Origin of the sequence: Burkholderia contaminans (assembly GCF_029633825.1) — a bacterium.
Classification (GTDB): Bacteria; Pseudomonadota; Gammaproteobacteria; order Burkholderiales; family Burkholderiaceae; genus Burkholderia; species Burkholderia contaminans.
The window spans coordinates 1,493,992-1,519,459 of sequence record NZ_CP090640.1; the positions used below are offsets into that span (position 1 = coordinate 1,493,992).

Sequence of the window (25,468 nt, forward strand, 5' to 3'; positions counted from 1 at the left end):
TCGACGCCATGAGCACGCCTCTGAAGACCCTGATCACGAAACTGAACCCGCTGTGCCGCCACGCGACCGAGCGTGCGGCGAGCGCGTGCCTGGCGCGCGGCCACTACGAGGTCGATCTGGAGCACCTGTTCCTCGCGTTGCTCGAGGAAGCGACGGGCGACCTGCCGCTCGCACTGCGCGCGAGCCGTGTCGATCCGCACGCGCTGCATGCCGACCTCGAGCGCGAACTGACGCGCCTGAAGACGGGCAACACGCGCACGCCGGTGTTCTCCGTGCACCTGATCGCGCTGTTCGAACAGGCATGGCTGATCGCGTCGCTCGACTCGCAGCTCGGCCGCATCCGTTCGGGGCACCTGCTGCTCGCGCTGCTGACCGCACCCGATCTCGCGCAGTTCGCGCAACGGATGTCGTCGCAGTTCGCGGAAATGAACGTGACGGACCTGAAACACAAGTTCGACGAGATCATGGCCGGCTCGAGCGAGGCCGAGCCGCGCCAGGCGGACGACGACGGCAGCGACGTCGCGCCGGCCGCCGACGGGTTCGCCGCTGCGGCCGGCCCGTCGAAGACGCCCGCGCTCGACACGTATACGACCAACCTCACGCAGCGCGCACGCGACGGCAAGATCGACCCGGTGATCGGCCGTGAAGCCGAGATCCGCCAGGCGATCGACATCCTGATGCGCCGCCGCCAGAACAACCCGATCATGACCGGCGAGGCCGGCGTCGGCAAAACGGCGGTCGTCGAGGGCCTCGCGCTGCGCATCGCGGCCGACGACGTGCCGCCGCCGCTGCGCGGCGTCGCGCTGCACGTGCTCGACATGGGGCTGCTGCAGGCCGGCGCGAGCGTGAAGGGCGAGTTCGAGAACCGCCTGAAGAGCGTGATCGACGAGGTGAAGAAGAGCGCGCACCCGATCATCCTGTTCATCGACGAGGCGCACACGATCATCGGCGCGGGCGGCCAGGCCGGCCAGAACGACGCGGCGAACCTGCTGAAGCCGGCGCTCGCGCGCGGCGAGCTGCGCACGATCGCGGCGACGACGTGGAGCGAATACAAGAAGTACTTCGAGAAGGATGCGGCGCTCGCGCGGCGCTTCCAGGTCGTGAAGGTCGAGGAGCCGAGCGAGCCGCTCGCGGCCGCGATGCTGCGCGGGATGTCCGGCCTGATGGAGAAGCACTTCAACGTGCGGATCCTCGACGACGCGATCATCGAGGCCGTGCGCCTGTCGCACCGCTACATCAGCGGCCGCCAGCTGCCGGACAAGGCAATCAGCGTGCTCGACACCGCGTGCGCGAAGGTCGCGCTCGCGCACAGTGCGACGCCGGCGGCGATCGACGACACGAAGAAGCGCATCGAGCGGATCGACGCGGAGATCGCGTCGCTGGAGCGCGAGGCGGCCGGCGGCGCGTCGCACGACGAGCGGCTCGGCGAGCTGCGCGGTGCGCGCGACACGGCGCTCGAACAACTGGCGAAGGACGAAGCGCGCTACGAAGCCGAGCGCGTGATCGTCGCCGAGATCACCGCGCTGCGCGAAGCGCTCGACAAGGCACGCGGCCCGTCGGAAGACGGCCAGCCGGTCGATGTGCAGGCCACCCGCGACAAGCTCGCCGAACGCGTCGCGGCGCTGCACGCGCTGCAGGGCGGCGAGCCGATGGTGCCGCTGCAGGTCGACGGACACGTGGTGGCCGAGATCGTCGCCGCGTGGACGGGCATTCCGCTCGGCCGGATGGTGAAGGACGAGATCGACACCGTGATGAACCTGCAGCCGCTGCTCGCCGCGCGCGTGATCGGCCAGGACCACGCGCTGGAGGCGATCGCGCAGCGCGTGCGCACCGCGACCGCGAGCCTCGAGGATCCGAACAAGCCGCGCGGCGTGTTCATGTTCGTCGGGCCGTCGGGCGTCGGCAAGACCGAGACGGCGCTCGCGCTGGCCGACATCCTGTACGGCGGCGAGCGCAAGATGGTCACGATCAACATGAGCGAGTACCAGGAAGCGCACAGCGTGTCGGGCCTGAAGGGCTCGCCGCCGGGCTACGTCGGCTACGGCGAAGGCGGCGTGCTGACCGAGGCCGTGCGCCGCAACCCGTATTCCGTCGTGCTGCTCGACGAGGTCGAGAAGGCGCACCCCGACGTGCTGGAGATGTTCTTCCAGGTATTCGACAAGGGCGCGATGGACGATGCGGAAGGCCGTGAGATCGACTTCCGCAACACGCTGATCATCCTGACGTCGAACGTCGGCTCCGCCGCGGTGATGCAGGCGTGCCTGAACAAGCCGGCCGAAGAGCTGCCCGATCCGGACGCGCTCGCGGAGACGCTGCGCCCGCAGCTGTACAAGACCTTCAAGCCCGCGTTCCTCGGGCGGATGAAGGTCGTGCCGTACTACCCGATTTCCGACGACGTGCTGGCCGAGATCATCGAGCTGAAGCTCGAGCGGATCCGCCGCCGCATCGAGACGAACCACAAGGCCGCGTTCGAATGGGACGAGTCGCTCGTCGATGCGGTGCTCGCACGCTGCACCGAAGTCGATTCGGGCGCCCGCAACGTCGACCACATCCTGAACGGCACGCTGCTGCCGGAGATCGCGGGCCACGTGCTCGGCCGGATCGCCGACGGCGAGGCCATCGCGCGCATCGCGGTGCGCGCGGACGAGGCCGGCGAATTCACGTACACCGTCGAATGAGCGCGGCCGTGCAACGCAAGCATTTGATGAACTGACCGAACCATGCCGATCAATCTCCCCGAGCTGCTGACGCCGATCAGCGATGCGTCGCCCAGCGGCGACGACCTGCTGTTTTCGAACGAATTCGACGCGATCCAGGATGCGCGGCGCTACGACGATCCGACGCTCGACCAGGGCGAGTGGGTGACCGAGATCAAGGAGGCCGACTGGGGCTTCGTGGTCGACCATGCAGGCGAGCTGCTGCGCACGCGCACGAAGGACTTGCGGCTCGCCGTGTGGCTGACCGAGGCGCTCGCGCTCGAAGACGGCATCACCGGCCTCACCGAAGGCTATGCGCTGCTCGAGGGCCTTTGCCGCGACTTCTGGGACACCGTGCACCCGCTGCCCGAGGACGACGACACCGAACACCGGCTCGGCAACGTCGCATGGCTGTCCGGCCGTACGGCCGAGCTGCTGCGTGCGGTGCCGATGACGGACGGCGCGTCGAACGCGTTCAGCACGCTCGACTGGGAAGTGGCGCAGCACGTTGCCCAGGCCATCAAGCGCGACCCCGAACACGCGGACGAAATCGCGCGCGGCAAGCCGTCGATCGAGCAGATCGACTCGTCGCGTCGCGTGACGTCGATCGCGTTCTACACCGCGTTGCTCGCGAACCTGAAGGCGTTCGAATTCGCGCTCGACGCGTTCGAGGAGCGGCTCGTCGAGCGCGCGGGCGATTCGGCGCCGAGCTTCCGTCAGGCGCGCGACGCGTTCGAGACCGTGTACCGGCTCGCCGAGCGCTTTGCGCGCGAGCAGGGCTATACGGGCAGCGCGCCCCACACGCAGTCGGCACCGCAGGCGCAGCCCGAGCGCATCGAGCCGGTGTTCGGCAACCCGATCCAGACGGAGGAGACTCACGTGCAGCCGCAGCCCGTTCCGCGCGCCCCGGTGCCGCAGATGATCGCCGGCATCCAGAACCGTGCGCAGGCCGTCGACCAGTTGCGCGCGGTCGCCCGCTATTTCCGCCATACCGAGCCGCACAGCCCGGTCGCGTATCTCGCCGACAAGGCCGCCGAATGGGCCGACATGCCGCTGCACAAGTGGCTCGAGAGCGTCGTGAAGGACGACGGCTCGCTGTCGCATATTCGTGAGTTGCTGGGTGTGAGGCCGGACGAGCAGTCGTGAGCGACGATGTGGTGGCGGCGCGCGTGACGCGGGCCCGGGTGCCGTCGTGCGGTGAGAGAAGGGCTCTTTCCTGAGAGCGTGGACCCCGGCGGGTCCGCGGCAAACAAGAAGATGAGTGACGCATGAACATGACCGAACTGGCACAGGCGATTCATGGTGGCCTGATTCAGCAGGATCGCCTGCTGAAGACGGACATCCCGTCGCTGCCGAACAACGCGCTGGTGCCGCGCCGGGCCGTGATCTGTTCAGAACTGGGCCGCGACTTCAGCGTGACGCTCGATCTCGTGTCCACCGCGAGCGACGTCGAACTCAAGACGTTCATCGCGCAGCCGATGACGCTGTGGATCCAGCAGGTCGACCAGTCGTATCTCCCGATCAACGGCTACGTCCATACGGCGCGCCGGCTCGGCACGGACGGCAGCCTGTCGGGCTACCAGTTGACCTTCGCGTCGTGGATGCACTTCCTCAAGTTCCGCAGCGACATGCGGTACTGGCAGGACAAGTCGGTCGACGCGATATTGGCCGACGTGTTCGATACGCATCCACAGGCCAAGGGGCGCTATCAGTTTGCGCTGTCGAAGCCGCTGCCGTCGCGCTCCTACTGTCGCCAGAGCGAAACCGACTGGAACTTCGTGCATCGCCTGATGGAAGACGAAGGGCTGTTCGGCTTCTGGCGACATGCGGGGGACGGCAGCGCGCACACGCTCGTCATCACCGACGACCTGCACGCGCTCGACGAAGTGTCGCCGAATGTCGTCCGGTTCGACCGCTCCGGAGCCGGGAGCGAAGCCACCGGATTCACGCAATGGGCCGCGTCGCGCACCTTGCAGAGTGCGCAGCACACCACGCGCACGTTCGATTACAAATCGCCGTCGACGTCCGGCAATCCGAACGGCACGACGTTGCCCACGAAGGCCGGCCAGGGCGATCTGCCGGGCCAGATGGAAATCTACGAATACACCGGCGCATACACGTACGCGGGGCAGGACCGCGGCGAACATCTGTCGAAGATCCGCCTCGAGGAATGGGAGTCGCGCGCGAAACGCTTCTTCGGCGTGGGTGGCGTGCGGGGGATCGACGCCGGGCGACGCTTCACGCTGGCCGACCATCCCGAGCACGACCGCGATTCGGCGCAGGACCGGGAATTTGCGGCCTTGAAGGTGTCGCGGTACATCGAGAACAACCTGCCGATCTCGGACCACGAAGCGAACTTCCCGCACAGCCTGCAGGCGCGGCTCGCGCAGGCGAAAGCCGGTCACGGTTCGGCTGTTTCGTTCGAAGTGGGTCATGACGACGGTTCGGCCGGGTTCTATCTCGTCGAGGTCGAAGTGCAACGTGCGGCGGTGCCGTATCGCAGCCCGTTCGAGCACAAGAAGCCCGTGATGCAGCTCGAGACGGCCGTCGTCGTCGGGCCGAAGGGCGAAGAGGTGTATACGGACGAGCTGAACCGGATCAAGGTCATGTTCGTCTGGGACCGGCAGAACGGGGGCACCGAAACCGCATCGTGCTGGATGCGTGTCGTGCAGTCGGATACCGGCGGCGGCTACGGGGCCGTTCATATTCCGCGGGTCGGCGAGGAAGTGATGGTCGGCTACATCGGCGGGGACTGCGACCGGCCGATCGTCATGCATCGCGTCTACAACGGCGCAACCAAGCCGCAGTGGCATAGCGACGGGATCCTGTCGGGCTTCCGGTCGAAGGAGTACGCGGGGTCGGGGCACAACGAGATGGTGCTCGACGACGCGACCGGGCAGAACCGCGCGCGCCTGTTCAGCAGCAGCGCGAATTCGCTGCTTCACCTCGGCTATCTGATCGAGCAGAACGGCAACACGCGCGGCGCGTATCTCGGCTCGGGGTTCGACTTGCGCACGGATGCGTACGGCGCCGTGCGCGCCGGGCAGGGGTTGTACGTCACGACGCATCCGAAGCAGGTGAATAGCCAGCCGCTCGACGTGCGCGAGACGCAACAGCAGCTCGTCAATGCCGAGGGGCTGATCGAATCGTTGTCGCAGGTCAGCGAAGCGCATCAGGCGGAAAGCCTTGGTAACGGTCAAGACGCGCTGAAGACCTTCACCGACGCGACGCAGGAAAGCGCAGCGGGGGCGTCGTCCGGCGGCCGGACCGCCGGCGGCGGGACGGGGAACGCGAATGCGTTCAAGGAACCGGTGATGCTGTTCGCGAGCCCGGCGGGGATCGGGATGGCGTCGCAGCAGTCGGTGCACCTGGCGAGCGATCGGCAGACCAATATCGTCAGCGGTCAAAGCACCTTCATCACGAGCGGCAAGTCGCTGATCGCCGGCATCCGTGACCGCATCAGCCTGTTCGCGCAGAATGCCGGAATGAAGCTGTTCGCCGCGAAGGGCAACGTCGAGGTCCAGGCGCACGCGGACAACATCGAGCTTACCGCGCAGAAGACCGTGAAGCTGGTGGCGGCGACCGAGGTCGTTGATGTGGCCGCGAAGCAGGAGGTCCTGCTGACGTCGGGCGGCGCCTATATCCGGATCAAGGGCGGCAACATCGAGATTCACGCGCCAGGGAAGATCGATTTCAAGGGCGCGCAGCACGCGTTCAGCGGGCCGACGAGCATGCCGTATCCGCTGCCCGCGATGCCGGGCGGCACGTGCAAGCAATGCGTGTTGAATGCACATAGCGGGCGCGAATCGATGGTCGAGGCGGATTGATGGGCGACGTCAACGATACGGGCGACGTGGTCGATCGGGACGACGCCGTCGAGACAAGCGAAGCCGTCGACACCGCGCCGAATCCACGCGAGCCCGCGTGGCCGGCGTTCCTGGAAACACTGAAAGCTTCGCTGGCGCATGCGGACGACGACGGCAGGGCGATGCGGCTTTATGCGCTTGTCGATACGCGCAGCTATCAGGAGCTGGATGTGCAGTTGGCGATGGTACGCGGCCTGCGCTATGCGTCGCTCTGGGTCGATACCGGGCTCGATGCCTATACGGATATCGCGCCGTACCTGATCGCGTTCGACCGCGACGCGCTCGACGACGAGCATGCCGAGCAGCACAGGCTGCTGCGTCAACTGTGGCTGGATGCAGTGGATTTGCATGCGGTGACGTGGCTGTGGTCGACGTGGTCGTTCGATGCGCTCGACGCGCATCTGCGCCGGTATGTACAGTACAAATTGGCCAACGGTCGTTCGTACTACCTGTTCTTCTTCGACAACCACGTATTGGCGCGACTTCGACAGGTGTGGAGCGATACGCAGACGCAGCAGTTCGTTGCGCCGTTCACCGAAATTCGGTATCGCGATCGGCGGCTTGACGAGGTCGTGTGGCGCAACGATGCACCGGCGATCGAAGGCGCGGCGCCGGCGAGTGATGCGCCGGGCCTGAGCGAGCAGCAGCACGCTCGGTTGATCGAGCTCGGGTATCCGGACAAGCTCGTGCTGAAGTTTCGCGAGACGATGGGGGCGTCGATCGAGCACCTGTCCGATGTGGAACTGTATGAGCGGGTCGTCGAGCAACTGGCACGCGCGGCCAACTACGGGATCGTCGACGAGCAGCAGACGCTGTATTACGTATTGACCGGTGTGCAGGTCGCCCCCCGATTCGACGAGCATCCGGCAGTGCAGGCTTGTCTTGTGGCCGTGTCTTGCGGAGAGAAGAGCCTCGACGATGCGCTGTTGACGATCGATGACGCGACGTGGAATGCAATTCGTGAAGACTACGATCGCAGCCTTCTGGAGGAACGCAGCGGTGTGGCGTAAGTCTGCGATTGCCGCTTGCGCCGGCAAGGTCGATACACGCACGGCGTGGATGCCGAAGAGGCCGCTGTTCGACTCGACGAACGACAATATCAAGCTGGTCGCCGTACCGGCAGGTCCCGACGGCATGCTGCCGCGGCCATGTGAAGAGAGTGCTTATGCCTGATGTCATGCAATACGCTGCACCGGAATTCCGTGCGATCGATCCAGGCCGACGTGGTGCGCGCGCCGCTCGCGGACGGTTCTCCGCGGCGTTGCGAGTCGCCGCGGCAGGCTTGTTCTTCGTGTCGATGGCGGCGTGCAGCAAGTCCGATCCGACCTACACCAGCATTTCAACGGAGGCGTTGAACTACCTGCCATACAACCTCGTTCGGTTCACGATCACCGACCGGTTCGGCAACAAGGCACGCGGTGGTGGCGACCTGGAACCCGGGGCCGGGGAAGGCAGCATCGCCTGCTGTTACTTGCTGAAGGGCAACGATTTCAAGGTTCAGTGGACGTATTACGATGCGGACGACTGGCGGCCGGGTGAGCAGGTGAAGAAACAGCAGGCAGAGACGGACGTTTCGTTGCCGCCAACCAAGGAGCCGGACTCGATCGGCTCACGCATTCTCGAGGTCCACTTCTACCCCGATCGTCATGTCGAGCTGGCGTTTCCTGGCGAGATGCTGGGCAGTACCCGATTGCCGATCGTGGACGTGTCGCGTGAGTTGACGAAACGGTACGGCAAGCGGCTCGACAAGAAATACGAAGACAATGACGCCCAGTCGCACCGCAGGATTTCGAGAACAGTTGCGGAAGCCTGGATCAAGTACCGCTTCACAGATCGCAGCGACCTCGAGCAATACGCCTATTACGCGCTTCTGGTGAATCCCCGGTTCGACGCTCACCCGGAGGTGCAGAAGCTCATTCAGTCGATCAAGGGGAAGCCGGGCGCATTCGCGAAGGCGGCCGCCGCGCTATCACCGACCGTTGTGAAGGAGCTTGGGCAGAACCGATTCCAGGCGGTTGCAGTACCGTCGATTCCGGCGGGTCTGGTGCCGCCGCCACGTGAGGAGAATAGCCATGGCCGGGGCTAACGATCGAAACGCCATTCGACTTGATCCGGACGACGCTACGCCGCAGAGCGTGCGAATGGCAGTCGACAAGATGGTGGCTGCCAACTATCCAAAGGGAGACTGCCTGCCGTGCGGGGCAACGATCCGTATCGGCGTATTCTTCGATGCGTTTGGTCGCAGCAGGGACGAAGACGATCCGGACAGCGGGCTGTACTCGAACATCTCGCGTCTTTTCGATGCGCACCGCACCAACCAGGACGCCGATCGTCCCGTGAATCAGTTCTGGTTCCGTCTCTACTATTCGGGCCTCGGGACGGATCTCAACGCGGATGCAAAGTCCAACGACTGGCTCAATGCCGGCCTGGCCGCGGGGAAAATGATCGGCAAGAAGGTGCTCGCCGCAACGAAAGGCGTGGCGGAGTCGGTCGCACGTGTGAACCAGCCGATCAAGCAACTGGACGTGAAAGGTCGCGTGACGACGGCAGCCAAGCAGGCCGCCTCGGAGTTCTCGTTTCGGCCGATGCTGAGTGCTTTCAACGACTTCAAGAAAGACATCCAGAACATCCCCCGAACCGCGCGTCGCATCGCGAACGTACTGGACGCGTCGCCGGAGCGGATCTGGGAGCGCACGAAGGCAGGCGGCATCGCGGTGTTCCGGAACGCGAAGAACGACGCGAAACGCAATCCGCTCAAGATCGTGCAATCGACAGTCCGTCAGGTCATTACGGGAATCGCGATCGAAAACGTACCGATCGTGCGCGATACGCAGGTGATGAGCGCGTACTTCGGTACGGGCGTCGATTCACGGCTCGTTGCCGCGAAGGAGCAGTTGGAAAAAGCGGTCGAGGCAGTCAAGGGGCAGGCGTCGAAGATTCGGAAGATCGAAGTGTCGGTGTTTGGCGCCGATCGCGGTTGTGTGCTGGCACGCGCGTTCGTCAACGATCTGGCGACCAAGTACAAGCGTCGCGACGATCAGGACCTTGCGCTCAACGGCATTTCGCTCGAAATAAAGTTCGTCGGTCTACTGGATGCGGTGTCGTCGATCATGTCGGAAGAGGCCGGCGAGATTATCGGCATCCTGCCGTTTCTCGGCACCATCAAGCCGAATTACAAGGACCGGTCGCTTGCCGTGCCCGCAAGCGTGCAGCGATGTGTGCATTTCGCCGCCGCTCACGAGATGCGCATGTACCAGCGCCTCGACAGCCTGGAAAAGACCCGTGCCGAGCAACGACTCTATCCGGGAACGAGCAGCGACATCGCGGGCGGTTCGTTGCACGGCTCGCTGGGCTTCAATGCAGAGCTGATGCGTATTCCGCTCAGGGACATGCTGTTCGAAGCGCTCAAGGCCGGTAGTGCGCTTCTCGACATGGAAACGCTAGCCAAGCGGCGGCCTGATGTATTCAGTCGCTTCTCGATTGCGACGCCGATCACCTATGAAGGCAAGCAATACAGGATCAGGGCGCTTGTCGATGCGTACCGCAAGGTCGTTCCGGACACGCAAGGCGTGAACTTTCTGCCGCATGCGGAGGTATTCCTGCGCTGGATCGCCGTGCGATACCAGGATCCGGAATTCCGTCATTCCGTGACCGACCCGGCGACCGAGTGGCGCAAGGACGTCGAAAAAGCCGACTACGACCGGCGCGACGCAAAGGCGAAGCTTGACTGGGCGATGATGGGCAGCCAGCGGATGGACTCGCCCGAGATTCAGAAGCTGAAGCTCGCGAAGCAGGCGGCGGACAAACGTTACAACGATTTATGGAAGGATGTTCCGCCGAGCAACTACACGACGGTCTGGCAGCGTCTCGACAAGGAGGCGAAGGAAATGACTGGCAAGTGGGAGAAGATGCGACCGGAATACGAGGCCGAGCAACAGCGCCGCTTCACGCAGTCGTTCAACAACAAGCCGACCTATACGCCGCTGTTCCTTGCGCCCGCGTTTGCACACCATGTTGAGCTGAACGAGGACGAGGTTGCACTGGTCAAGGCCTGGGAGCAGGGGTATGCGGGGAAGAACCCGCTTCCGGCCGAGGTGATGGCGATGTTCGACATGCTCGTCCACGATACGTTGCTGACGAGTTGGCAGGATCACGTGCTCGCGCCGTCACTGTACTTCAGGACACGGGACAAGGACGTGTTCGGAAAGACGGACTATGCGAAGGAAGACAAGCAGCGCAAGAGCGACGATCTCACCGCCAAACGGGTCGAACAGGCTAGCAAGCAGAGCCAGCAATGGGCGAGAGGTTACCAGGGGACGCCACCGACACATTGACGTCATTCGGTGGCGCGCAATCGCGTACCGCTGACGCCCCGTCGTATCGGGGCGGCTAATCCCGAGCCGCCCCCCGCAAACTCACTGCCCCACCCGGAACTCGATCCGCCGATTCCTCGCCCTGCCATCCGCCGTATCATTCGGCGCAATAGGCTGATCCGGCCCGACGCCCGTCGTCGTCATCTGCTGCGGCGGAATGCTCTTCGTGATCAGATAACCCTTCACCGCATCCGCGCGCGCCTGGCTCAGCGCGATGTTCGACGTGCGATTCCCCGAGTTGTCGGTGTGCCCGATGATGTCGACCGTGCGGTTCTGCATCTTCGCGAGCGCGGCCGCCATCTGGTCGAGGATCAGCTTGCCTTGCGGCGTAAGCGTCGCGCTGCCGGTTTCGAACTCGATCGTCCGGTTCGCGAGCGTCTGGTCGAGCACGCCCTGTTCGGAAGCCGACACGCGCAGCCCGTTCTTGATCGTGTACGTCGGGTTCAGCGTGTTCGCCATGTCGCTCGCGAGCTGCTGGCGTTGCGCCTCGTTGTGCACCTCGCCCTTCATCTCGATCTGCGTACCGTTGATCTTCAGCTGCCCCTTGCTGATCTGCTTGAGCTGCGTGCCGAGCAGCTTCTGCACGTTCGCGCTCCAGTTCGGCGGCGTTGCGACGTCGCCCACCTCGATCTGGTCGACGACGTTCGTCGCGCCGTAGGTATCGCGCAGCTTCTGCAGCACGGCGGCCTTGGTCGCCTCGTCGGGCACCTTGCCGCCGACGACCACCTGGCCGGGCGTCGTGGTCGCGGCCGGCGGCGTAACGGTGTTTGCGGTGCCGGCCGTGCCGTGCACGACGGCGCCGGAGGCCGTCCCCGGCGCGGCGCCGGGGTTCGCGGAGAGCGCGGTGGTCGCAACCGTGCCGTTGCCGACCGGCGTGACGGTCGCGCCCGTGTTCTGCGCGAACGCTGCGCCGCTGGCGAACAGCCCGGCGGCGAGAAGGGCGGCGACGGCGGGCGTGAGCGCGGCCGAAAAACGCGCGCGCCGGGTTTGAATCGTGCGATGCATCCCGTCAGCCTCCGATGAACGCTTCGCGGAACGCGTCGATGGCGACGCGCAGCGAGAGTTGCGGTTGGTCGAGGTAGCTGACGAGCTTGCTGATCTGCTGATCGTTTTGCGCATGGGCGTCGATCCACTCGGGATCGTCGATGTCGATGTTGTGGGCGGCGTAGGTCTGCGGGTCGACGACGCTCAGCAGCGTCTTGGCCGACGCGCCGTTGAAGCCGATGATGAGCCGTTCGCGCTCGGCGATCGTGCCGATGAAGATCGCGAGCTCGAAGTCGGCCTGCGCGACGAACGGCGCGATCAGCTCGAGCCAGAACGCGGCGACGAGGCTGCGGTAGAACGGATCGACCGGCAGCGGCAGCGTGAGGCCGCGCTCGATGTGCGACGAGCCGCTCTGCATCACCGGCCGCAGCAGCGAGCCGAGCGCGAGCATCGCGCCGCGCAGCCGCACCGGATGACCGCTTTCGAGCAGCATCTCCTGCAGGCCGTACAGCGTCTGGTGTTCGACGAAATCGTTGAAGGTGCCGTCATGCGACGTGCCGGGGCCGCCGACGTCGATCGGCACCTGCGTGTCGCCGAGTGCCTGCAGCGCGCCGGGCGGCTCGTCCTTGCCGAGCAGCGGCGGAATCTGCGCGGCGACGCGCGACCACAGCCGCGCGAACGCGAGCGGGCTGCGCGCGAGGAACGCGACCGGCCGGTCGACCTCCAGCGCGGTCGCACCGAGGAACGGGAAGCGGCGCATCGACACGTCGTGGCTCGCGACCATGTGGCCCGCGATCGCGAGCTTGCTGCGCGAGCCGAGGAACGCGAAATGCATCGGCTTCGCATCCTCGTAGACGAGCTTCCAGCGCGGATCTTCCGCGAGCAGTTCGAGCGCCTGCGCGATCCAGCGGTCGAGCGTCTGCAGCAACTGCGGGTTGTGCGCGCTCTTCACGAAGTCGCCGCGCGACGGAATCTTGCCGAAGTAGGCGATTTGCGCCTGTACGGTTTGCGTCATTGCGCCCCCTGGGCATGCGTTGCGTTGGCGGCCGCGACGGCCGGCGCTGCGGCCGGCGTGCCCGTGCCGGTGGTCTGGGTTGCGTTCTGCGCGGCGCCCGCGCTTGCGTCGGCGACCGACGACGGCAGCTGCAGGCCACGCAGGCTCTGCTGCTGCGGCTGGTCACCGCCGCCGCCGGACGGTTGCGACGTGCTGATGATGCGCATCGTCACCGACACGTTCACGCTGCCCTGCGCCCACGTCAGGTCGAAGGTGCCGTCCGGACGGCGCTTGCGTTGCGCCGAGTTGATCAGCTTCTCGAGACCGTAGCGGCCCGGCTCGTTGACGAGCTGCACCGTGCGGCCGTCGAAGGTCGTCGCGGACAGCGTCGCGCCCGGCGAGCCCTGCGGGTTCGGCCACACGAAGTTGGTCCACTGCGGCGGCGTGTTGCGGTAGCGCAGTTGCTGGCCGTCGATCGCGATCGTGTACTCCGTCGTGCCCGTGCTCGGCTGCGGCAGGATCTGGAACACGGTCTGCGGCTCGGACGACGCGGCGGCGCTGCCAGCCGCACCGCCGGCAAGCGGCGCGACCCAGCGTGCGAAGCCGTTCGTGAAGTCCGGCGTGAGGCCGATGCCCATGTCGCCCCACGTGCGGGCGGCGAGGGTGTCGCCGCGGCGCACCGCGAGCGGCCCGAGCGTCGTGCCGACGAACTTCGCGATCGAGCCGTCCGGGCCGAACACCTGCGCGATTTCACCGGCGCCGGCCTCGACCTTCGCGCTCGCCGCGAACGGGTACTTCGTCGCGAGCGAGTTCTGGAACGGCTGGTAGACCTGCGCGTTCCACACCTTGTTGACTTCGGCGCTGGCCGGCTGGATCACGACCGCGAACGCCTGCATCAGCGGCCGCACCAGCAGCGGGCGCAGCGACTTGCGTTGCGAATCGGTGAGGCCCGTCAGCATCTGCTCGTCGACCAGCTTCAGCGAATCGGCGAGTTCCGAACCGTTGCCGTCGAGCGTCTGCTGCATCAGCTGGCGCGCGCCCGGGCCCGGGTCGCCCTGGTTCTTGATCACGTTGAAGCGCGTGCGGACCTTCGACAGCGAATCCATGTAGCCCTTGAGCATCGACGTGCCGTCATGCGTCGCGACGATCCGCGCGAGCCCGATGAACTCCTGGCCGATCGGACCCATCGGCACCTCGGCCGGATTGCCGTTGATGTCGATGTTGGCGGCCGCCACCTGGCCGGCCTGCGAGCGCGAGAACAGTTGCTTGACCCAGTTCACGACGCCCGTCTGCGCCTTCTTGATCGTCACGTTCGCGAGCGACGGGTTGTCCCACGAGGTCTGGTCGTACGCGGTCTCGAGGATCTTGCGGATCGGCGAATCCTGCGGGTCGCCGAGGCGGTTCATCCCGTCGACGGCCTGGCCGAAGCTGGTGAAGCCCTGTACCGCGATACCCTGCATGAACTTCTGCCAGTGCTGCGCGTACTCGGTCTTGTACATGCCGACCAGCGTCTTCTGGATCTGCTCGGGGCTGCCCTCGAGCGTCAGGTCGTCCTGCGTCGACGTGTTCAGCACCCAGTCCTTCGCCTGCAGTTCCTTGGTTGCCGCGTCGCGGATCGCCGGCTGCACGTAGTCGAACCACGCTTCGCGCGTGAACGTGCCCGGAATTGCGTAGCTGCCTGCCACGAGCCCCTGGTTGCCGTCGCCGACGATGCGCGCGATGGTCATCGGCGCGAAGCGGGTCGACGCGCGCGCCTTGATTTCCTCGTACACGCGCTGGCGGGCCGGCATTCCGCGCACGACGTGGCGCAGGTTCTCGCGGGTCTGGTCGACGAGCGCGAGGTTCGCGTCGATCATCGGCCAGTTGTCGTCGTTCACGCGCGACAGGTAGAACGAGATCATGCGCTCCGCGCTCTTGATCATCTCGTCACGCGGCATGTTGCCGCGATTCGTCTCGAGCCAGCCGCGCCAGAAGCGGGCGAGCTGGTCGGTCAGGTGCGCCTGCTCGACGTGGCGCTTGTCGGACAGCATCAGGTACGTCTTGAGCGCGTTGTACGCGTCCTGCACGTTGGTCGGCGACGCGTCGCTGTAGAGGCCGCCCTGCGGTGCGGCCGGCTGCTGCGCTGCGGCCGGCGCGGCGCCGGACGCGGCCAGTGCGGCGCCGGCCTGCGGCGCGGCGCCCGCCGCGTTGGTCGACACCGGCATCGTGCCACCCTGCACGGCGCCCGATTCGGGCGGGCGCGTCATCGGCACGAGCTGTTCGGGGTGCGCGTTCACGTCCTTCATGAACGACGCGAGGTTCTGCGACACCGGGGCCAGCAGGATCTGGCGCACGCCGTTGTAGTACTCGGTCAGCAGATGCTGCTCGAGACGGTCGCCCTGGTACAGGCCGAGCGACACCGAAATCGGCTTGTCGCGGCGGAACTGCTCGAGCTGCTCGATGCGGTCCTCGAGGATGTCCATCGCCTGCAGGCGCGACTGCAGGTCGTTGCGGCCCTGCTGCAGGCGCGTGACGTTGTCGAGGTCGGCCTGCACGTTGGCGACGAGCTGCTGGTTGCCGATCGTCGACCAGGTCCAGCCGCCGAGCGCGAGCGCGAGCGCCGCGACGAAGCCGAAGAAGGTCGCGTAGCGCAGCCGCGTCTTGGTCGGGCTGGCAAACTGCCGCACCGTCTGGCGGTCCGCGAAGATCACCTTCGAGAACAGGTCGCGCAGGAAGAAGCCGTTCTTCGAGAACGCACTGTGCGGCTTCGGCAGCGCGGCGCCGTCGAGGCCGAAGCGATGCGCGATGCGCTGCGCGGCCGCGCTGTTGGTTTCGCCTTCCTGCAGCGCGCTGGTGAAGTAGAAGCCGCGGAAGATCGGCTTGTACTGGAACGGGTTGTTCTCGAACAGCGTCGCGAGGAATGCGCGCAGCGACGGCTTGATCGTCGAGAATTCGAGCGGGAAGCTCAACTGGCCCGGCGACAGCTGGTTGCCGCGCGACAGCGACAGCTGCGCGACGCTGATCTCCTTCAGCCCTTCGTAGAGTTCCTCGAAGTGCGTGTCGAACTGCGCGACGACGTCGCGCTTGTCGTCCGGTTCGTAGGGCAGGGTGGCGCCCCACACGCGGTCGTACTCGTGCTTGTCGCTGCTGCTGAAGAATTCGGTGAAGCCGGTGATCAGGTCGGCCTTCGTGAACATCACGTAGACCGGCGCGAACACTTCGAGCTTTTCGGTCAGCTCCTGAACACGCTGACGGAGGTTTTTCGCGAGGTTGATCGCGAATTCGGGGCGGTTGCCGGTGAGTTCGGCGATGCTCGCGGTGACGATGATGCCGTTGATCGGCGCCTTCGGGCGGTAGCGCTTGAGCAGGCCGAGGAAGCCGAGCCACTCGCTGCGGTCTTCCTCGTGCACCGAATAACGGCCGGCCGTGTCGAGCAGGATCCCCTCGGTCGTGAAGAACCAGTCGCAGTTACGCGTACCGCCGATGCCGTGGATCACGGCGCTGTTCTTGTCCGCGAACGGGAACTGCAGGCCGGAATTGAGCACGGCGCTGCTCTTGCCCGCGGCCGGGTTGCCGATCACGATGTACCACGGCAGTTCGTACAGCGCGGAGCCGCCCGACACCTGGCCGATCTTCGACGTCTTGATCGTCTTCACCGCATCCGACAGGCGCGTGCGCAGCACGTCGAGGTCGGCCGTCTTCGCGTCGGGGGCGAGCGCGGCGGCGGCGGGCGCGGCGATCTTGCCGGTTTCCGCCTGCTCTTCCAGCACCTGGCCGAGCTGCTGGTTCGCGCGCTTCACGCGCCAGCGGCGCCACAGCGCGACGACGAGCCACAGCGCGAGGATCGCCGCAAAGGCGATCGCCGCCCACAGGAGCGGCAGCTGCAGCATGTCGGCGACGATGAAGAGAATGGCCGCTAGCGCGACGATCCCGACGATCGAGAGCGTACGCGGATGAGTCAGCACGTTGAGGATGCGTTGCATAGGACGTTCAGGTTCCGGTGCGATTCGATGAGGCGACGCAGGCGCGCCGAGCGGCAAGAGTGGCGCCGCGATGTGTCGCCATGCTGTCAAACGGGATGAAGGAGGCTGGCATCAATGCGCCCGCGGCATCGGAGAAGGCGCGCGCATTAACGAAAGGACGCTGTGAGATTTAAAACGGAAGCGGCGGCCGGAAAAAATCGCGCACCGGAATGCCCGATTGTTTGCGCCGCCCAAATCGTTTCCTGCCGGGTGATTAAAAAGCCCCATGCCGCCCTCATTATTTCTTGTCCGGCAGCCCTGACTAGCTGCCGCGTCCCAGTTTAAAACCGGGTTTATGGTATTCCACGTGCCCGAGATCCATCATTTTCCATCGGCCGCCCCAGGTGAGGCCGACTTGCTCGGCGACCTGGCCGTACAACTGGTAGCCGCGCATCGCCCATGGATCTTTCTCGGAAATGACCAGCTTGCCGTCGCGCAGGAATGCGTTGTCGGCCGCCAGCCCGAACTGGTGATAACTCTGGAAGGCGGCCGCGTTGGTCACGTTGCTGCCCATCTGCGCCAGCCGGTTCTGCCGTTCCGGGCTCCGATAACCTTCCAGCAGCGCCATTTCATAACCATATTGTTCGTGCATGATCTTGTAGACCAGCAGCAAACGCGTACGGAAATCCGGATCCAGCAGGTTCCAGTCGCGGCTCGCATCCTTCAGCGCCGGGCGTACCTGCTCGACTTCCTTGGTCGCGAAGACTTCCGGCGGCAGCGGCGGGGGCGGCACGAGCTGTTCGCCCTGCAGCAGCGCGGCGATCTTCTCGTCGGGCACGCGCGCCGTGTCGTCGTACTGGAACAATTGCCGGCCGCGTAACGCAATGGCGACCAATGGCGGCGTCGCAAGAATACCTGCCGATACCATAATCATCAAGCGCCGGCGAATCAGTAAATTTTGCACGTCGTTTAAAGCCCCGCGCGTAACGCTTGCCGATTTAACAATCTGACTTCGCGTACGCGAGGCGCGATCGTTCGCACGGCGCGTCAGGCGGCCGTGAAACTGGGCGACGGATTCGAATACGGTCGCGCGGATACCCGGTAAAAGCAACAGTGCCGCAACCGCTACGGCAAGGGCGAAATAGGCGACGAGTGCGACGGCAATCAAAGAAATCCCCGGAAATTGGAATTGATTGTGTTTTGCAATGCTTGCTCTTAGAATCAGGCTGCTTCGAGAGGCCGGGCTATATTATCGCGGTGAATTAAACCAGGATTCAATGAGACGCTGAATGAGTGCGCCGGAAAATTCAAATTCGAAATCTCCGCCCAGCCTGCTGTCCGATACCAAACCGGCAGGCGACGGAGCTCAGCAGTCGCGCATTCTCGCGAATCTGGAAGGACGTGTCACGCCGCCGGCCGAGCCGCCGCGCCGTTCGCTGAAGGCGCCGATCGCCGCCGTCGTGGCCCTGGTGGTCGCCGTCGGCGGCTGGGGTGCATGGCGCATGCAGCATGCGGGCGAGCAGGCCCCCGCCGTCACGGCCGAGGCTGCGCCGGCAGCCGCCGCACCGGCGAAGGCCGCAGCGGCCAGCGATGCCGCCGTGCAGGTCGCGCAGAATGCCGCGTCCGCCGCATCCGCTGTACAACCGGCCACGATCGTCAACGACGACGCAGCTTCCCGAACCGTTGCGTCCGCATCGTCCGCGCCCGCCGCGGACAACAGCCGCCTGTCGCGTGCGCTCGCCAACGGCGCCGACGACGCATCGGGTGCGGCCACGGCCGGCGCGGCCGCCGCCGCTGCTGCTGCCACGACCAAAACCGCCAAGGGCGACGCCGCAAAGGGCGCGAAGGTCGCCGCGCACGGCAAGACCGATACGAAGGCCGATACGAAAGCCGAGGCCCGCAAGCGTCACAAGGAACAGCAGGCCGAACTCGCGCAGGCAAAGAAGCATCGCGACGCGACGCCGGCCCGCACCGCGAAGGCGGGCACGAAGGACGATCCGGATGCGGACCTGCTCGCGGCGCTCGTCGCGCGCACGAAGCCGGCCGACAAGAAGCTCGCTGCACAGAAGGCGCAGCCCGTGCCGACCAAGACGGCCGCGACGACCGGCTCGCTGGCGTCGCGCGTGAAGGAGTGTTCGGAGCGCGGTTTCTTCGAGGATCAGCTGTGCCGCTGGCGCGTCTGCGATGGTCACTGGGGCAAGGACCCGGCGTGCCCGAGCGCCGCGCAGTCGGAGACGCGGCAGTAACGCGTCCCGCGCGTGTCGACCCGCCGCACCTGCGCCGCCCGTTGGGCGGCGCGTTGTTTTTGAGGCGCGGAATCGGCCGGTATGATGCGGCGTGACGCTGTCACCGGCGCGTCATGCCCGTCGGGCATACGTCTCCTTTCCTTTTCCGGCGCGGGCGCGCGACCCGCTTTGCGCGGCGCGCCGTGCGCAGCACGACCTTCGACACGATGGACCTGATCGTACAGACTTACGGCGCCGATACGTCCGGCATGGTGTGCGGATTCCGCTTCGTTCCCGGCGGTTCCGGCGCGACGCTCGATGCGGACGCGGCTGCGGCGTGGCTGCGCACGTGCCGCGAGCACGATGCCGCGTCGGACGATTTCGTCTGGCTGCACTTCAATCTCGCGCACGGCGCGAGCGAGCGCTGGATGCGCACGCACCTCGGCCTGCCCGACAGCTTCTTCGAATTCCTCCACGAAGGCTCGCGCTCGACGCGCATCGAGCAGGAAGACGGCGTGCTGCGCGCGATCGTCAACGACGTGATGTTCAACCTCGAACTGACGCCGTCGGAGATCGCGACGCTGTTCGTCCACGTCGAGCGGCGCATCATGGTCACCGCGCGGCTCAAGCCGCTGCGCTCGGTCGACACGCTGCGCGCGTGCGTGCGCGACGGCGAGCAGTTCAGGTCGCCGGCCGAGCTGCTCGTGCACCTGCTGCGCGACCAGGCCGACCTGCTGAGCCAGATCATGCGGCGCACGAGTGTCGACGTCGACCGCATCGAGGATCGCTTCCTGTCGCAGCGGCTCACGTCGAGCCGCATCGAGCTCGGCGCGATGCGCCGCACGCTGACGCGGCTGCAGCGCATGCTCGCGCCCGAGCCCGGGTCGATCTTTCGGCTGCTCGCGAAACCGCCTGCGTGGCTGCATCTGCAAGACGTGCAGGAGCTGCGCGAATCGACCGAGGAGTTCTCGCTGGTGCTGGCCGATCTGGCGGGGCTCAACGAGCGGATCAAGTTGTTGCAGGAAGAGATCGGTTCGCGTCTCGACGAGCAGAACAACCGGACGCTGTTCACGCTGACGCTCGTGACCGTGATCGCGCTGCCGATCAACATCGTCGCCGGTTTCTTCGGGATGAACGTCGGCGGCGTGCCGTTCTCGGAGAACAAGCACGGCTTCTGGCTGATGGTGCTGCTCGTCGCGGGTTTCACGGGGCTCGCCGCATGGTGGGCGTTCCGCCGGCGCGACGATCGCTAGCACCACCGGCGCCGCCTCGGCGCGTCAGCGCAGCAGCGCGATCGCGCGTTCGCCGATCACCATCCCGAGCAGCCCCACGAGCGCGACGAGCGGCGGGGCCGGCGAGCGCACGTGCAGCAGCGCGTACAGCACGCCGACGCCGAGGCCCACCGCGAGCGAAGTCACGTATTCCGTCATGGCAGTCTCCCGTGTGGTCAGGCGTCAGGGCTTGAGGATGACGCGCTCGCGCGCACCGGCCAGCACCGCGCGATACGCGTCGTGTGCGCGCTCGAGCGGGTACACGTAGTCGTCGCCGATCGGGAACGGGCGCAGCGTGCCGTTGCCGAAGCCCGGCGCGAGCGTGTCGAGGATCTGCGCCACCGTGGCGCCGTCGAGCTGCAGCGAATCGACGCCCACGAACGTGTGCTGGCCGCGATAGAACGCGAAGATGTCGAACGGCACGCTGCGGTCGATCGTCGAGATGAAGATCTGCCGCGCGCCGATCGCCATCGACGCGTTCGCCGCTTCGAAGTACGGGCTGCCGACCGTGTTGTAGACGATGTCCGCGCCGTGGCCGCCGGTGGCCGCGCGTACCGCGTCGGCCACCGGTTCTTTCGACGCGTCGATCATGCGCACGTCGCCCGATGCGTGGCCGCGATAGCCGCCGGCGCTGCGCTCGACGCCGATCACGGTCGCGCCGTGCGCGGTCGCGAGCTGGATCGCCGCCTGGCCGACTTTCCCGTTCGCGCCGAACACGAGCACGACGTCGCCGGCCTTCGGCATGCCGGCGCGGCGCAAGCCTTCATAGGCGGTGACGAACGGCACGCCGACGCCGGCCGCTTCGTCGAGCGTCAGCACGGCGGGCTTGCGGCGCACCAGGGCCGCGTCGAGCACGAGCCACTCCGCGTGCGAGCCGTCGCGATGCACGCCGAGATCGCCGCCCGAGCCCCACACCGGCGCGCCGATCCAGCCGTCCGGGCCGCTGCGCACGATGCCGGCCCAGTCACGCCCGGGCGTGCGCGGCCACACCGCGTGCGGCATGCGGCCGAGCGCGGCCTTCACGTCGCTCGGGTTCACGCCGGCCGCGCGCACCTCGATCAGCATCTGGCCGTCGGCCGGTACGGGCGGGTCGATTTCCCTGACCCGCGCGTCGAGCGACTCGATGTCGGCGGCGGGGGCGTCGAAGCGGATGCTGCGCATGATGATCTCCGTGGCGGATGGCTGTCGCGCGGCCCGATGGGGCGGGGCGTACAGCGGGTGAAAAGGATGCCTGCAGTCTAGTCGGCCCGGTTTGACGCGGAAACGTGCAAAGGCGGATGATTGCTTTGCACAAAACGCATAGCCAACTCCGAAGGCACCGAATGGACGACTTCCTTTCCCCGCATCTGGCGCTGTTCGTCGACGTGGTCGACCAGCAGAGCTTCTCGGCGGCCGCGCGCCGGCTGGGTGTCGCCGCGTCGTCGGTCACGCGGCGCATCGACCGGCTCGAGACGCAGTTCGGCATCCGGCTCCTGCATCGCACGACGCACGCGCTGCGGCCGACCGAGGCCGGACAGTTGCTGTACGGGCGTGCGACGCGGATGCTGGCCGAGCTGCGCGGCCTGCAGGAAGACCTGCACAGCCAGCACGACGAGCCGAGCGGGCTGCTGCGCGTCGACTGTCCGGCGCCGTTCGGCCGGCGGCACCTGATGGCCGCGCTGGCGGCCTTCATGCAGCGCCATCCGGCGCTGCAGGTCGACCTGGTGCTGACCGACAGCATGGTCGACCTGCAGGGCGCGCGGCTCGGCTCCGACGTCGATCTCGCGGTGCGCATCGGCCCGCTCGAGGACACGCGCTTCGTCGCGACCGTGCTGGCGCCGCAGCGGCGCGTGCTGTGCGCGAGCGCGGCGTATCTCGCGCGGCGCGGCGAGCCCGAGTCGCCCGACGCGCTCGCCGGCCACGACTGCCTCGCATGGCACGGTGCGCCGCCGCCGGGCGCGTGGCGTTTCGGCGAGCGCCGCCACGTGCCGGCGCAGCCGCGGTTTCGCAGCAATCATTCGGAAGCGCTGCTCGAAGCCGCGATCGACGGGCTCGGTCTCGCGCACCTGCCGACCGGCTCGCGGGCGGCGCGCTGCGCGACGGACGCTTGCGCACGGTGCTGCCGCAGTTCACGGCGGCGCCCGAGCCTGCGACGATCCACGTGTTGCGCCAGCAGGCGCGCGGCACCGCGCGCGCGTCGCGGCTCGTCGCGTTTCTCGCAACGTGGTTCGCGCAGCCGGCGTGGGATGCCGCGTGGGCATGACGGCGGGCGGGCGCCCGTGCCGAAAGAAAAAAAGGGCCTCGCATGCGAGGCCCGTCAAAGGTCGGAGAAGCCGGTACGCCGGCCGGCAGCCGCAGGCTGCGCGGCACCGGCCGAATGCGCACTGTTACTGCGTCACTACCTTGCGCGGCTTGAAGATGCCCTGGTATTGCAGTGCCGGGCGTTCCTTCGTCACCGGCTCGAGGCCGCCGAAGGTCGGCGTCTGGCGCAGCTTCATCGCGGCCGGCGAAGCGACCGAGCCGATCGACGTCGAGCGCGATGCCGGCGCGAGGTTGTTCGCGACGAGCAGTGCGGCCTCGCTCTTCAGGTTCGCGAGCAGGACCGGATCGGTCGAGCCGTTGACCTGCGTGAGCAGCCCGCTCCAGGCCGCGTCGCTGTAGTTCACGACGTAGTAGTCGAGCCCGCTCGGGTCGGCGACCACGCCCGTGCAGCCGTCGATGCGCGTTTGCGTCTGCGTATCCTTCAGCGCGAGCGTCGTGCGTTTCGCGAGACCCTGGCCGTACGCGAGCGTGATCGGCACCGTCCATTGCAGGCCCGGATACGCGTTCTTGTTCGGGAACGGCTGCTGTTTCAGCGTGATGACCGTCTGGTTCTTCGTCAGGTCGCACTGCGTGTCGAGCGAGATCAGCGGCACGCCGGTCTGGCGGACGTAGCTGTCGCCGATCGCGCCGATCGCCTGGCCGCTCTCCTTCGACAACGCATCCCACAGACGCTTCGGCGTACCGTTGCCGAACGAGTAGTCGACCAGGTACTGCTGCAGACCCTTGCGCAACGTCTGCTCGCCGAGGTAGTTCTCGAGCGTCTTCAGCACGTGGCCGCCCTTGTCGTACGTGAACGCGCTGGCGCTCAGCACGAAGTCGTTCGACGCCCAGCCGTTGAAGTTCGGTGCGACCGGGAACGCGTTCGGGCCGATGTCACGATTGATCACGCGGTACTTGTTCTTCACCTGGTCGAGCCAGCTGAACTCGTTGGGGAAGAACTGGATCGTCGTCTTGGTCTCGAAGAACGTTGCGAACGATTCGTTGAGCCATACGTTGTCCCACCAGTCGGTCGTGACCAGATCGCCGAACCACTGGTGCGCGACTTCGTGCGTCAGCACTTCGTTGCCGTAGTGCGACATCGGCTGGCCCGGCTGCGGCAGGATGTCGTCGGCGAACTCGAGGATCGATCCCCAGTTCTCCATCCCGCCGAAGTTCAGGTCCTTCTGCTCCTTGAACGCGTCGTTCGCGGCCACCGTGTCGAATTTCGTGAGCGGCAGCGCGATGCCCGTGTAGCGGTAGTAGAAGTCGAGCGCCTGCTTGGTGCGGTCCATCGCCGGCTTCGCCCAGTCGCTCATGCCCGGAGGCGTGAACACGCGCAGGTGCAGGCCGCCCTTGCCGCCCGGAAGCGGGCTCGTGAAGTCGTCCTCGTAGGTGTCGAACAGGCCGCCGCCGAAGAACAGCAGGTACGACGGCATCGGCGGGGTCTTCTCGAACTGCACGAGCTTGTAGCCGCCGCCGACGTTGGTCGACGGTTTCTCGGCCGCGTTCGACACGACCCGCCAGCTTTGCGGCACTTCGGCCGTCACTTCATAGGTCGGGCGGAATGCCGGCTCGTCCCAGCCGGGGAACCACTGGCGCGACAGGTTGGTTTCGCCTTGCGTGAGGATCGCGCCGCTCGTCTTGCCGTCGGTGCCCTTCAGGTCGACGCGGAAGATGCCTTCCGCGGCCGAGCAGCCCGGATACGGATCGTCGCCGCAGCTGCCGCCGGTCTTCGCGACCGGATCGTCGTACGACTTGAAGTTGATGATGCCCGACCACTCCATGTGCAGCGAGTAGTTGCCCGGCGAGATAGTGCCGCTCACGGGGCGCAGCTGGTAGAAGTCGCCCTTGTCCTGCGGTGTCGCGATCAACTGGATGTTGCCCGGCTGCAGCGTGATGCGGCCGTTCGTGAACTTGATCCGGTGGCCGGCGATCACGATGTTGTTGACCGGCTTCAGCACCTTGATCTCGACGTCGGCGCGGCCGTCGAACGCGTTCAGCGCGTCGTTCGGGCGGAACCACAGCCGGTAGTTCACGGGTACCACGGTGTCCGGCAACTCGACAGGCGAGACGCTCTTGTCGACATTGGATGCGCTCGGCGGCGCGGTGACGGTGGGCGACGAGCCCGAGTGCGGCGCGCCGGCGGAGCTGAGCGCGGACGCCGAGCCCGCGCCGCCGTCGTCGCCGCCGCACCCGGCTAGCGCGAGCGCGGCGACGATCGGCAGATAACGCATCTTGCGAATGTTGATCGACATGACTGAAACCTCGATTGTTGAAAGAATCGTTCAGTGCTGCGAAAACGCCGGCAAAAACAATCCCCTCGCCGTTAATCAACAGCGATGAAAATGCCAATGACGGATTATTCGAAAAGACGGCGGCCGACTACGTGAAGGTAATCATGGTTTACTGCCCCCTCTGGATTTCCGGATGTCGGTTAACTTGCCGGTTCAAAATGGCCGGGCGCGTGTTGTACTGAATTGATTTCGCGCGCACGACACGGAGCCGCACGCCCTGGGCGGGCGCGCTTTCCCCTTTGAACAGACGACCTACGGGGCTGGCCGGGCCTCGTCGCAGGATGGCAGGAAGGCATGTCGCCGTTCCGTAAAATCACCGTCATGCGCTTTCAAGGTTTGTCGGCTTGCTCGAAGGATGCGTAAATATACTTGATGGTTTTGGGTAAAGGAAACGAAAAATTTAGAAATTGCATCTATTGAATTCGCCGTGCTTCATTGAATGCTGGGAAGCATTAATGCGCTTTCCGTCTGACTGTTATTTTCGTAGTTTTAATCTATTAACGATCTCGCGGGACTGCGAAAACTACGAAACCCGGCGTACCCG

The 25,468-nt window shown here is 66.1% G+C and carries 15 protein-coding genes and 2 pseudogenes; 10 read left to right on the forward strand and 7 right to left on the reverse strand.

The genetic code is table 11. The features are described from left to right. Positions 1 to 8: 8 nt before the first annotated feature. From tssH to LXE91_RS07070, 6 genes are all read left to right on the forward strand, one after another. A complete protein-coding gene (gene tssH / locus LXE91_RS07045; RefSeq protein WP_039352044.1) occupies positions 9 to 2,678 on the forward strand; it encodes a type VI secretion system ATPase TssH in 2,670 nt (889 codons plus the stop codon). Positions 2,679 to 2,720: 42 nt separating this feature from the next. Beyond that, positions 2,721 to 3,842 (forward strand): type VI secretion system protein TssA, encoded by a 1,122-nt coding sequence (tssA, locus tag LXE91_RS07050; protein WP_039352046.1) that lies wholly within the window; start codon positions 2,721 to 2,723, stop codon positions 3,840 to 3,842. A 122-nt stretch (positions 3,843 to 3,964) separates the two neighbouring features. Next, the gene (locus LXE91_RS07055; protein WP_039352049.1) at positions 3,965 to 6,523 is read left to right on the forward strand and encodes a type VI secretion system Vgr family protein; all 2,559 of its coding nucleotides are present in this window, start codon (positions 3,965 to 3,967) and stop codon (positions 6,521 to 6,523) included. Continuing rightward, positions 6,523 to 7,572 carry a DUF4123 domain-containing protein gene (locus LXE91_RS07060; protein ID WP_039352052.1) on the forward strand — a complete coding sequence of 350 codons (1,050 nt, stop codon included), beginning with the start codon at positions 6,523 to 6,525 and terminating at the stop codon, positions 7,570 to 7,572. The genes LXE91_RS07055 and LXE91_RS07060 overlap by 1 nt, the downstream gene beginning before the upstream one ends. A 155-nt stretch (positions 7,573 to 7,727) precedes the next feature. Next, positions 7,728 to 8,648: a DUF3304 domain-containing protein gene (locus LXE91_RS07065; RefSeq protein WP_171026756.1), complete on the forward strand. Its 921-nt coding sequence runs from the start codon at positions 7,728 to 7,730 to the stop codon at positions 8,646 to 8,648. Then, the gene (locus LXE91_RS07070; protein ID WP_039352058.1) at positions 8,635 to 10,896 is read left to right on the forward strand and encodes a DUF2235 domain-containing protein; all 2,262 of its coding nucleotides are present in this window, start codon (positions 8,635 to 8,637) and stop codon (positions 10,894 to 10,896) included. Before LXE91_RS07065 ends, LXE91_RS07070 begins: the two co-directional genes overlap by 14 nt. A gap of 81 nt (positions 10,897 to 10,977) precedes the next feature. Here LXE91_RS07070 and LXE91_RS07075 read toward each other — a convergent pair whose 3' ends face one another. From LXE91_RS07075 to LXE91_RS07090, 4 genes are all read right to left on the reverse strand, one after another. Beyond that, positions 10,978 to 11,940 (reverse strand): OmpA family protein, encoded by a 963-nt coding sequence (locus LXE91_RS07075; protein WP_039352061.1) that lies wholly within the window; start codon positions 11,938 to 11,940, stop codon positions 10,978 to 10,980. A gap of 4 nt (positions 11,941 to 11,944) precedes the next feature. Continuing rightward, positions 11,945 to 12,934, reverse strand: coding sequence for a type VI secretion system-associated protein TagF (tagF, locus tag LXE91_RS07080; protein WP_039352064.1), 990 nt, complete (start codon positions 12,932 to 12,934; stop codon positions 11,945 to 11,947). After that, positions 12,931 to 16,875, reverse strand: a complete 3,945-nt coding sequence (gene tssM / locus LXE91_RS07085) for a type VI secretion system membrane subunit TssM (RefSeq protein WP_039352067.1) — start codon at positions 16,873 to 16,875, stop codon at positions 12,931 to 12,933. The genes tagF and tssM overlap by 4 nt, the downstream gene beginning before the upstream one ends. 301 nt (positions 16,876 to 17,176) lie before the next feature. Next, complete coding sequence (locus tag LXE91_RS07090; protein WP_039352071.1) at positions 17,177 to 18,022, reverse strand: M15 family metallopeptidase; 846 nt, start codon at positions 18,020 to 18,022, stop codon at positions 17,177 to 17,179. 121 nt (positions 18,023 to 18,143) lie between these two features. Here LXE91_RS07090 and LXE91_RS07095 point away from each other — a divergent pair, with 121 nt between their 5' ends. Both LXE91_RS07095 and LXE91_RS07100 read left to right on the forward strand, forming a co-directional pair. Further along, positions 18,144 to 19,100, forward strand: a complete 957-nt coding sequence (locus LXE91_RS07095; protein ID WP_039352076.1) for a hypothetical protein — start codon at positions 18,144 to 18,146, stop codon at positions 19,098 to 19,100. A 206-nt stretch (positions 19,101 to 19,306) separates the two neighbouring features. Then, positions 19,307 to 20,332, forward strand: coding sequence for a transporter (locus LXE91_RS07100; RefSeq protein ID WP_039352239.1), 1,026 nt, complete (start codon positions 19,307 to 19,309; stop codon positions 20,330 to 20,332). Between the two features lie 27 nt (positions 20,333 to 20,359). Here LXE91_RS07100 and LXE91_RS07105 read toward each other — a convergent pair. Both LXE91_RS07105 and LXE91_RS07110 read right to left on the reverse strand, forming a co-directional pair. Continuing rightward, positions 20,360 to 20,509, reverse strand: a pseudogene (locus tag LXE91_RS07105) (DUF1427 family protein); the annotation flags it as partial. A 24-nt stretch (positions 20,510 to 20,533) separates the two neighbouring features. Further along, entirely contained in the window at positions 20,534 to 21,511 is a 978-nt protein-coding gene (locus LXE91_RS07110; RefSeq protein WP_039352079.1) for a quinone oxidoreductase family protein, read from the reverse strand. A gap of 161 nt (positions 21,512 to 21,672) precedes the next feature. Between LXE91_RS07110 and LXE91_RS07115 the strand changes: the two are divergent. Together LXE91_RS07115 and LXE91_RS07120 are read left to right on the forward strand one after the other, a co-directional pair. Beyond that, positions 21,673 to 22,371: pseudogene (locus LXE91_RS07115) on the forward strand (LysR family transcriptional regulator); the annotation flags it as partial. Positions 22,372 to 22,436: 65 nt separating this feature from the next. After that, positions 22,437 to 22,592, forward strand: coding sequence for a hypothetical protein (locus LXE91_RS07120; RefSeq protein WP_278068124.1), 156 nt, complete (start codon positions 22,437 to 22,439; stop codon positions 22,590 to 22,592). Between the two features lie 124 nt (positions 22,593 to 22,716). Here the strand turns inward: LXE91_RS07120 and LXE91_RS07125 are convergent, their stop codons facing one another. Further along, positions 22,717 to 24,885: a M1 family metallopeptidase gene (locus LXE91_RS07125; protein WP_039352084.1), complete on the reverse strand. Its 2,169-nt coding sequence runs from the start codon at positions 24,883 to 24,885 to the stop codon at positions 22,717 to 22,719. Between the last annotated feature and the right edge of the window lie 583 nt (positions 24,886 to 25,468).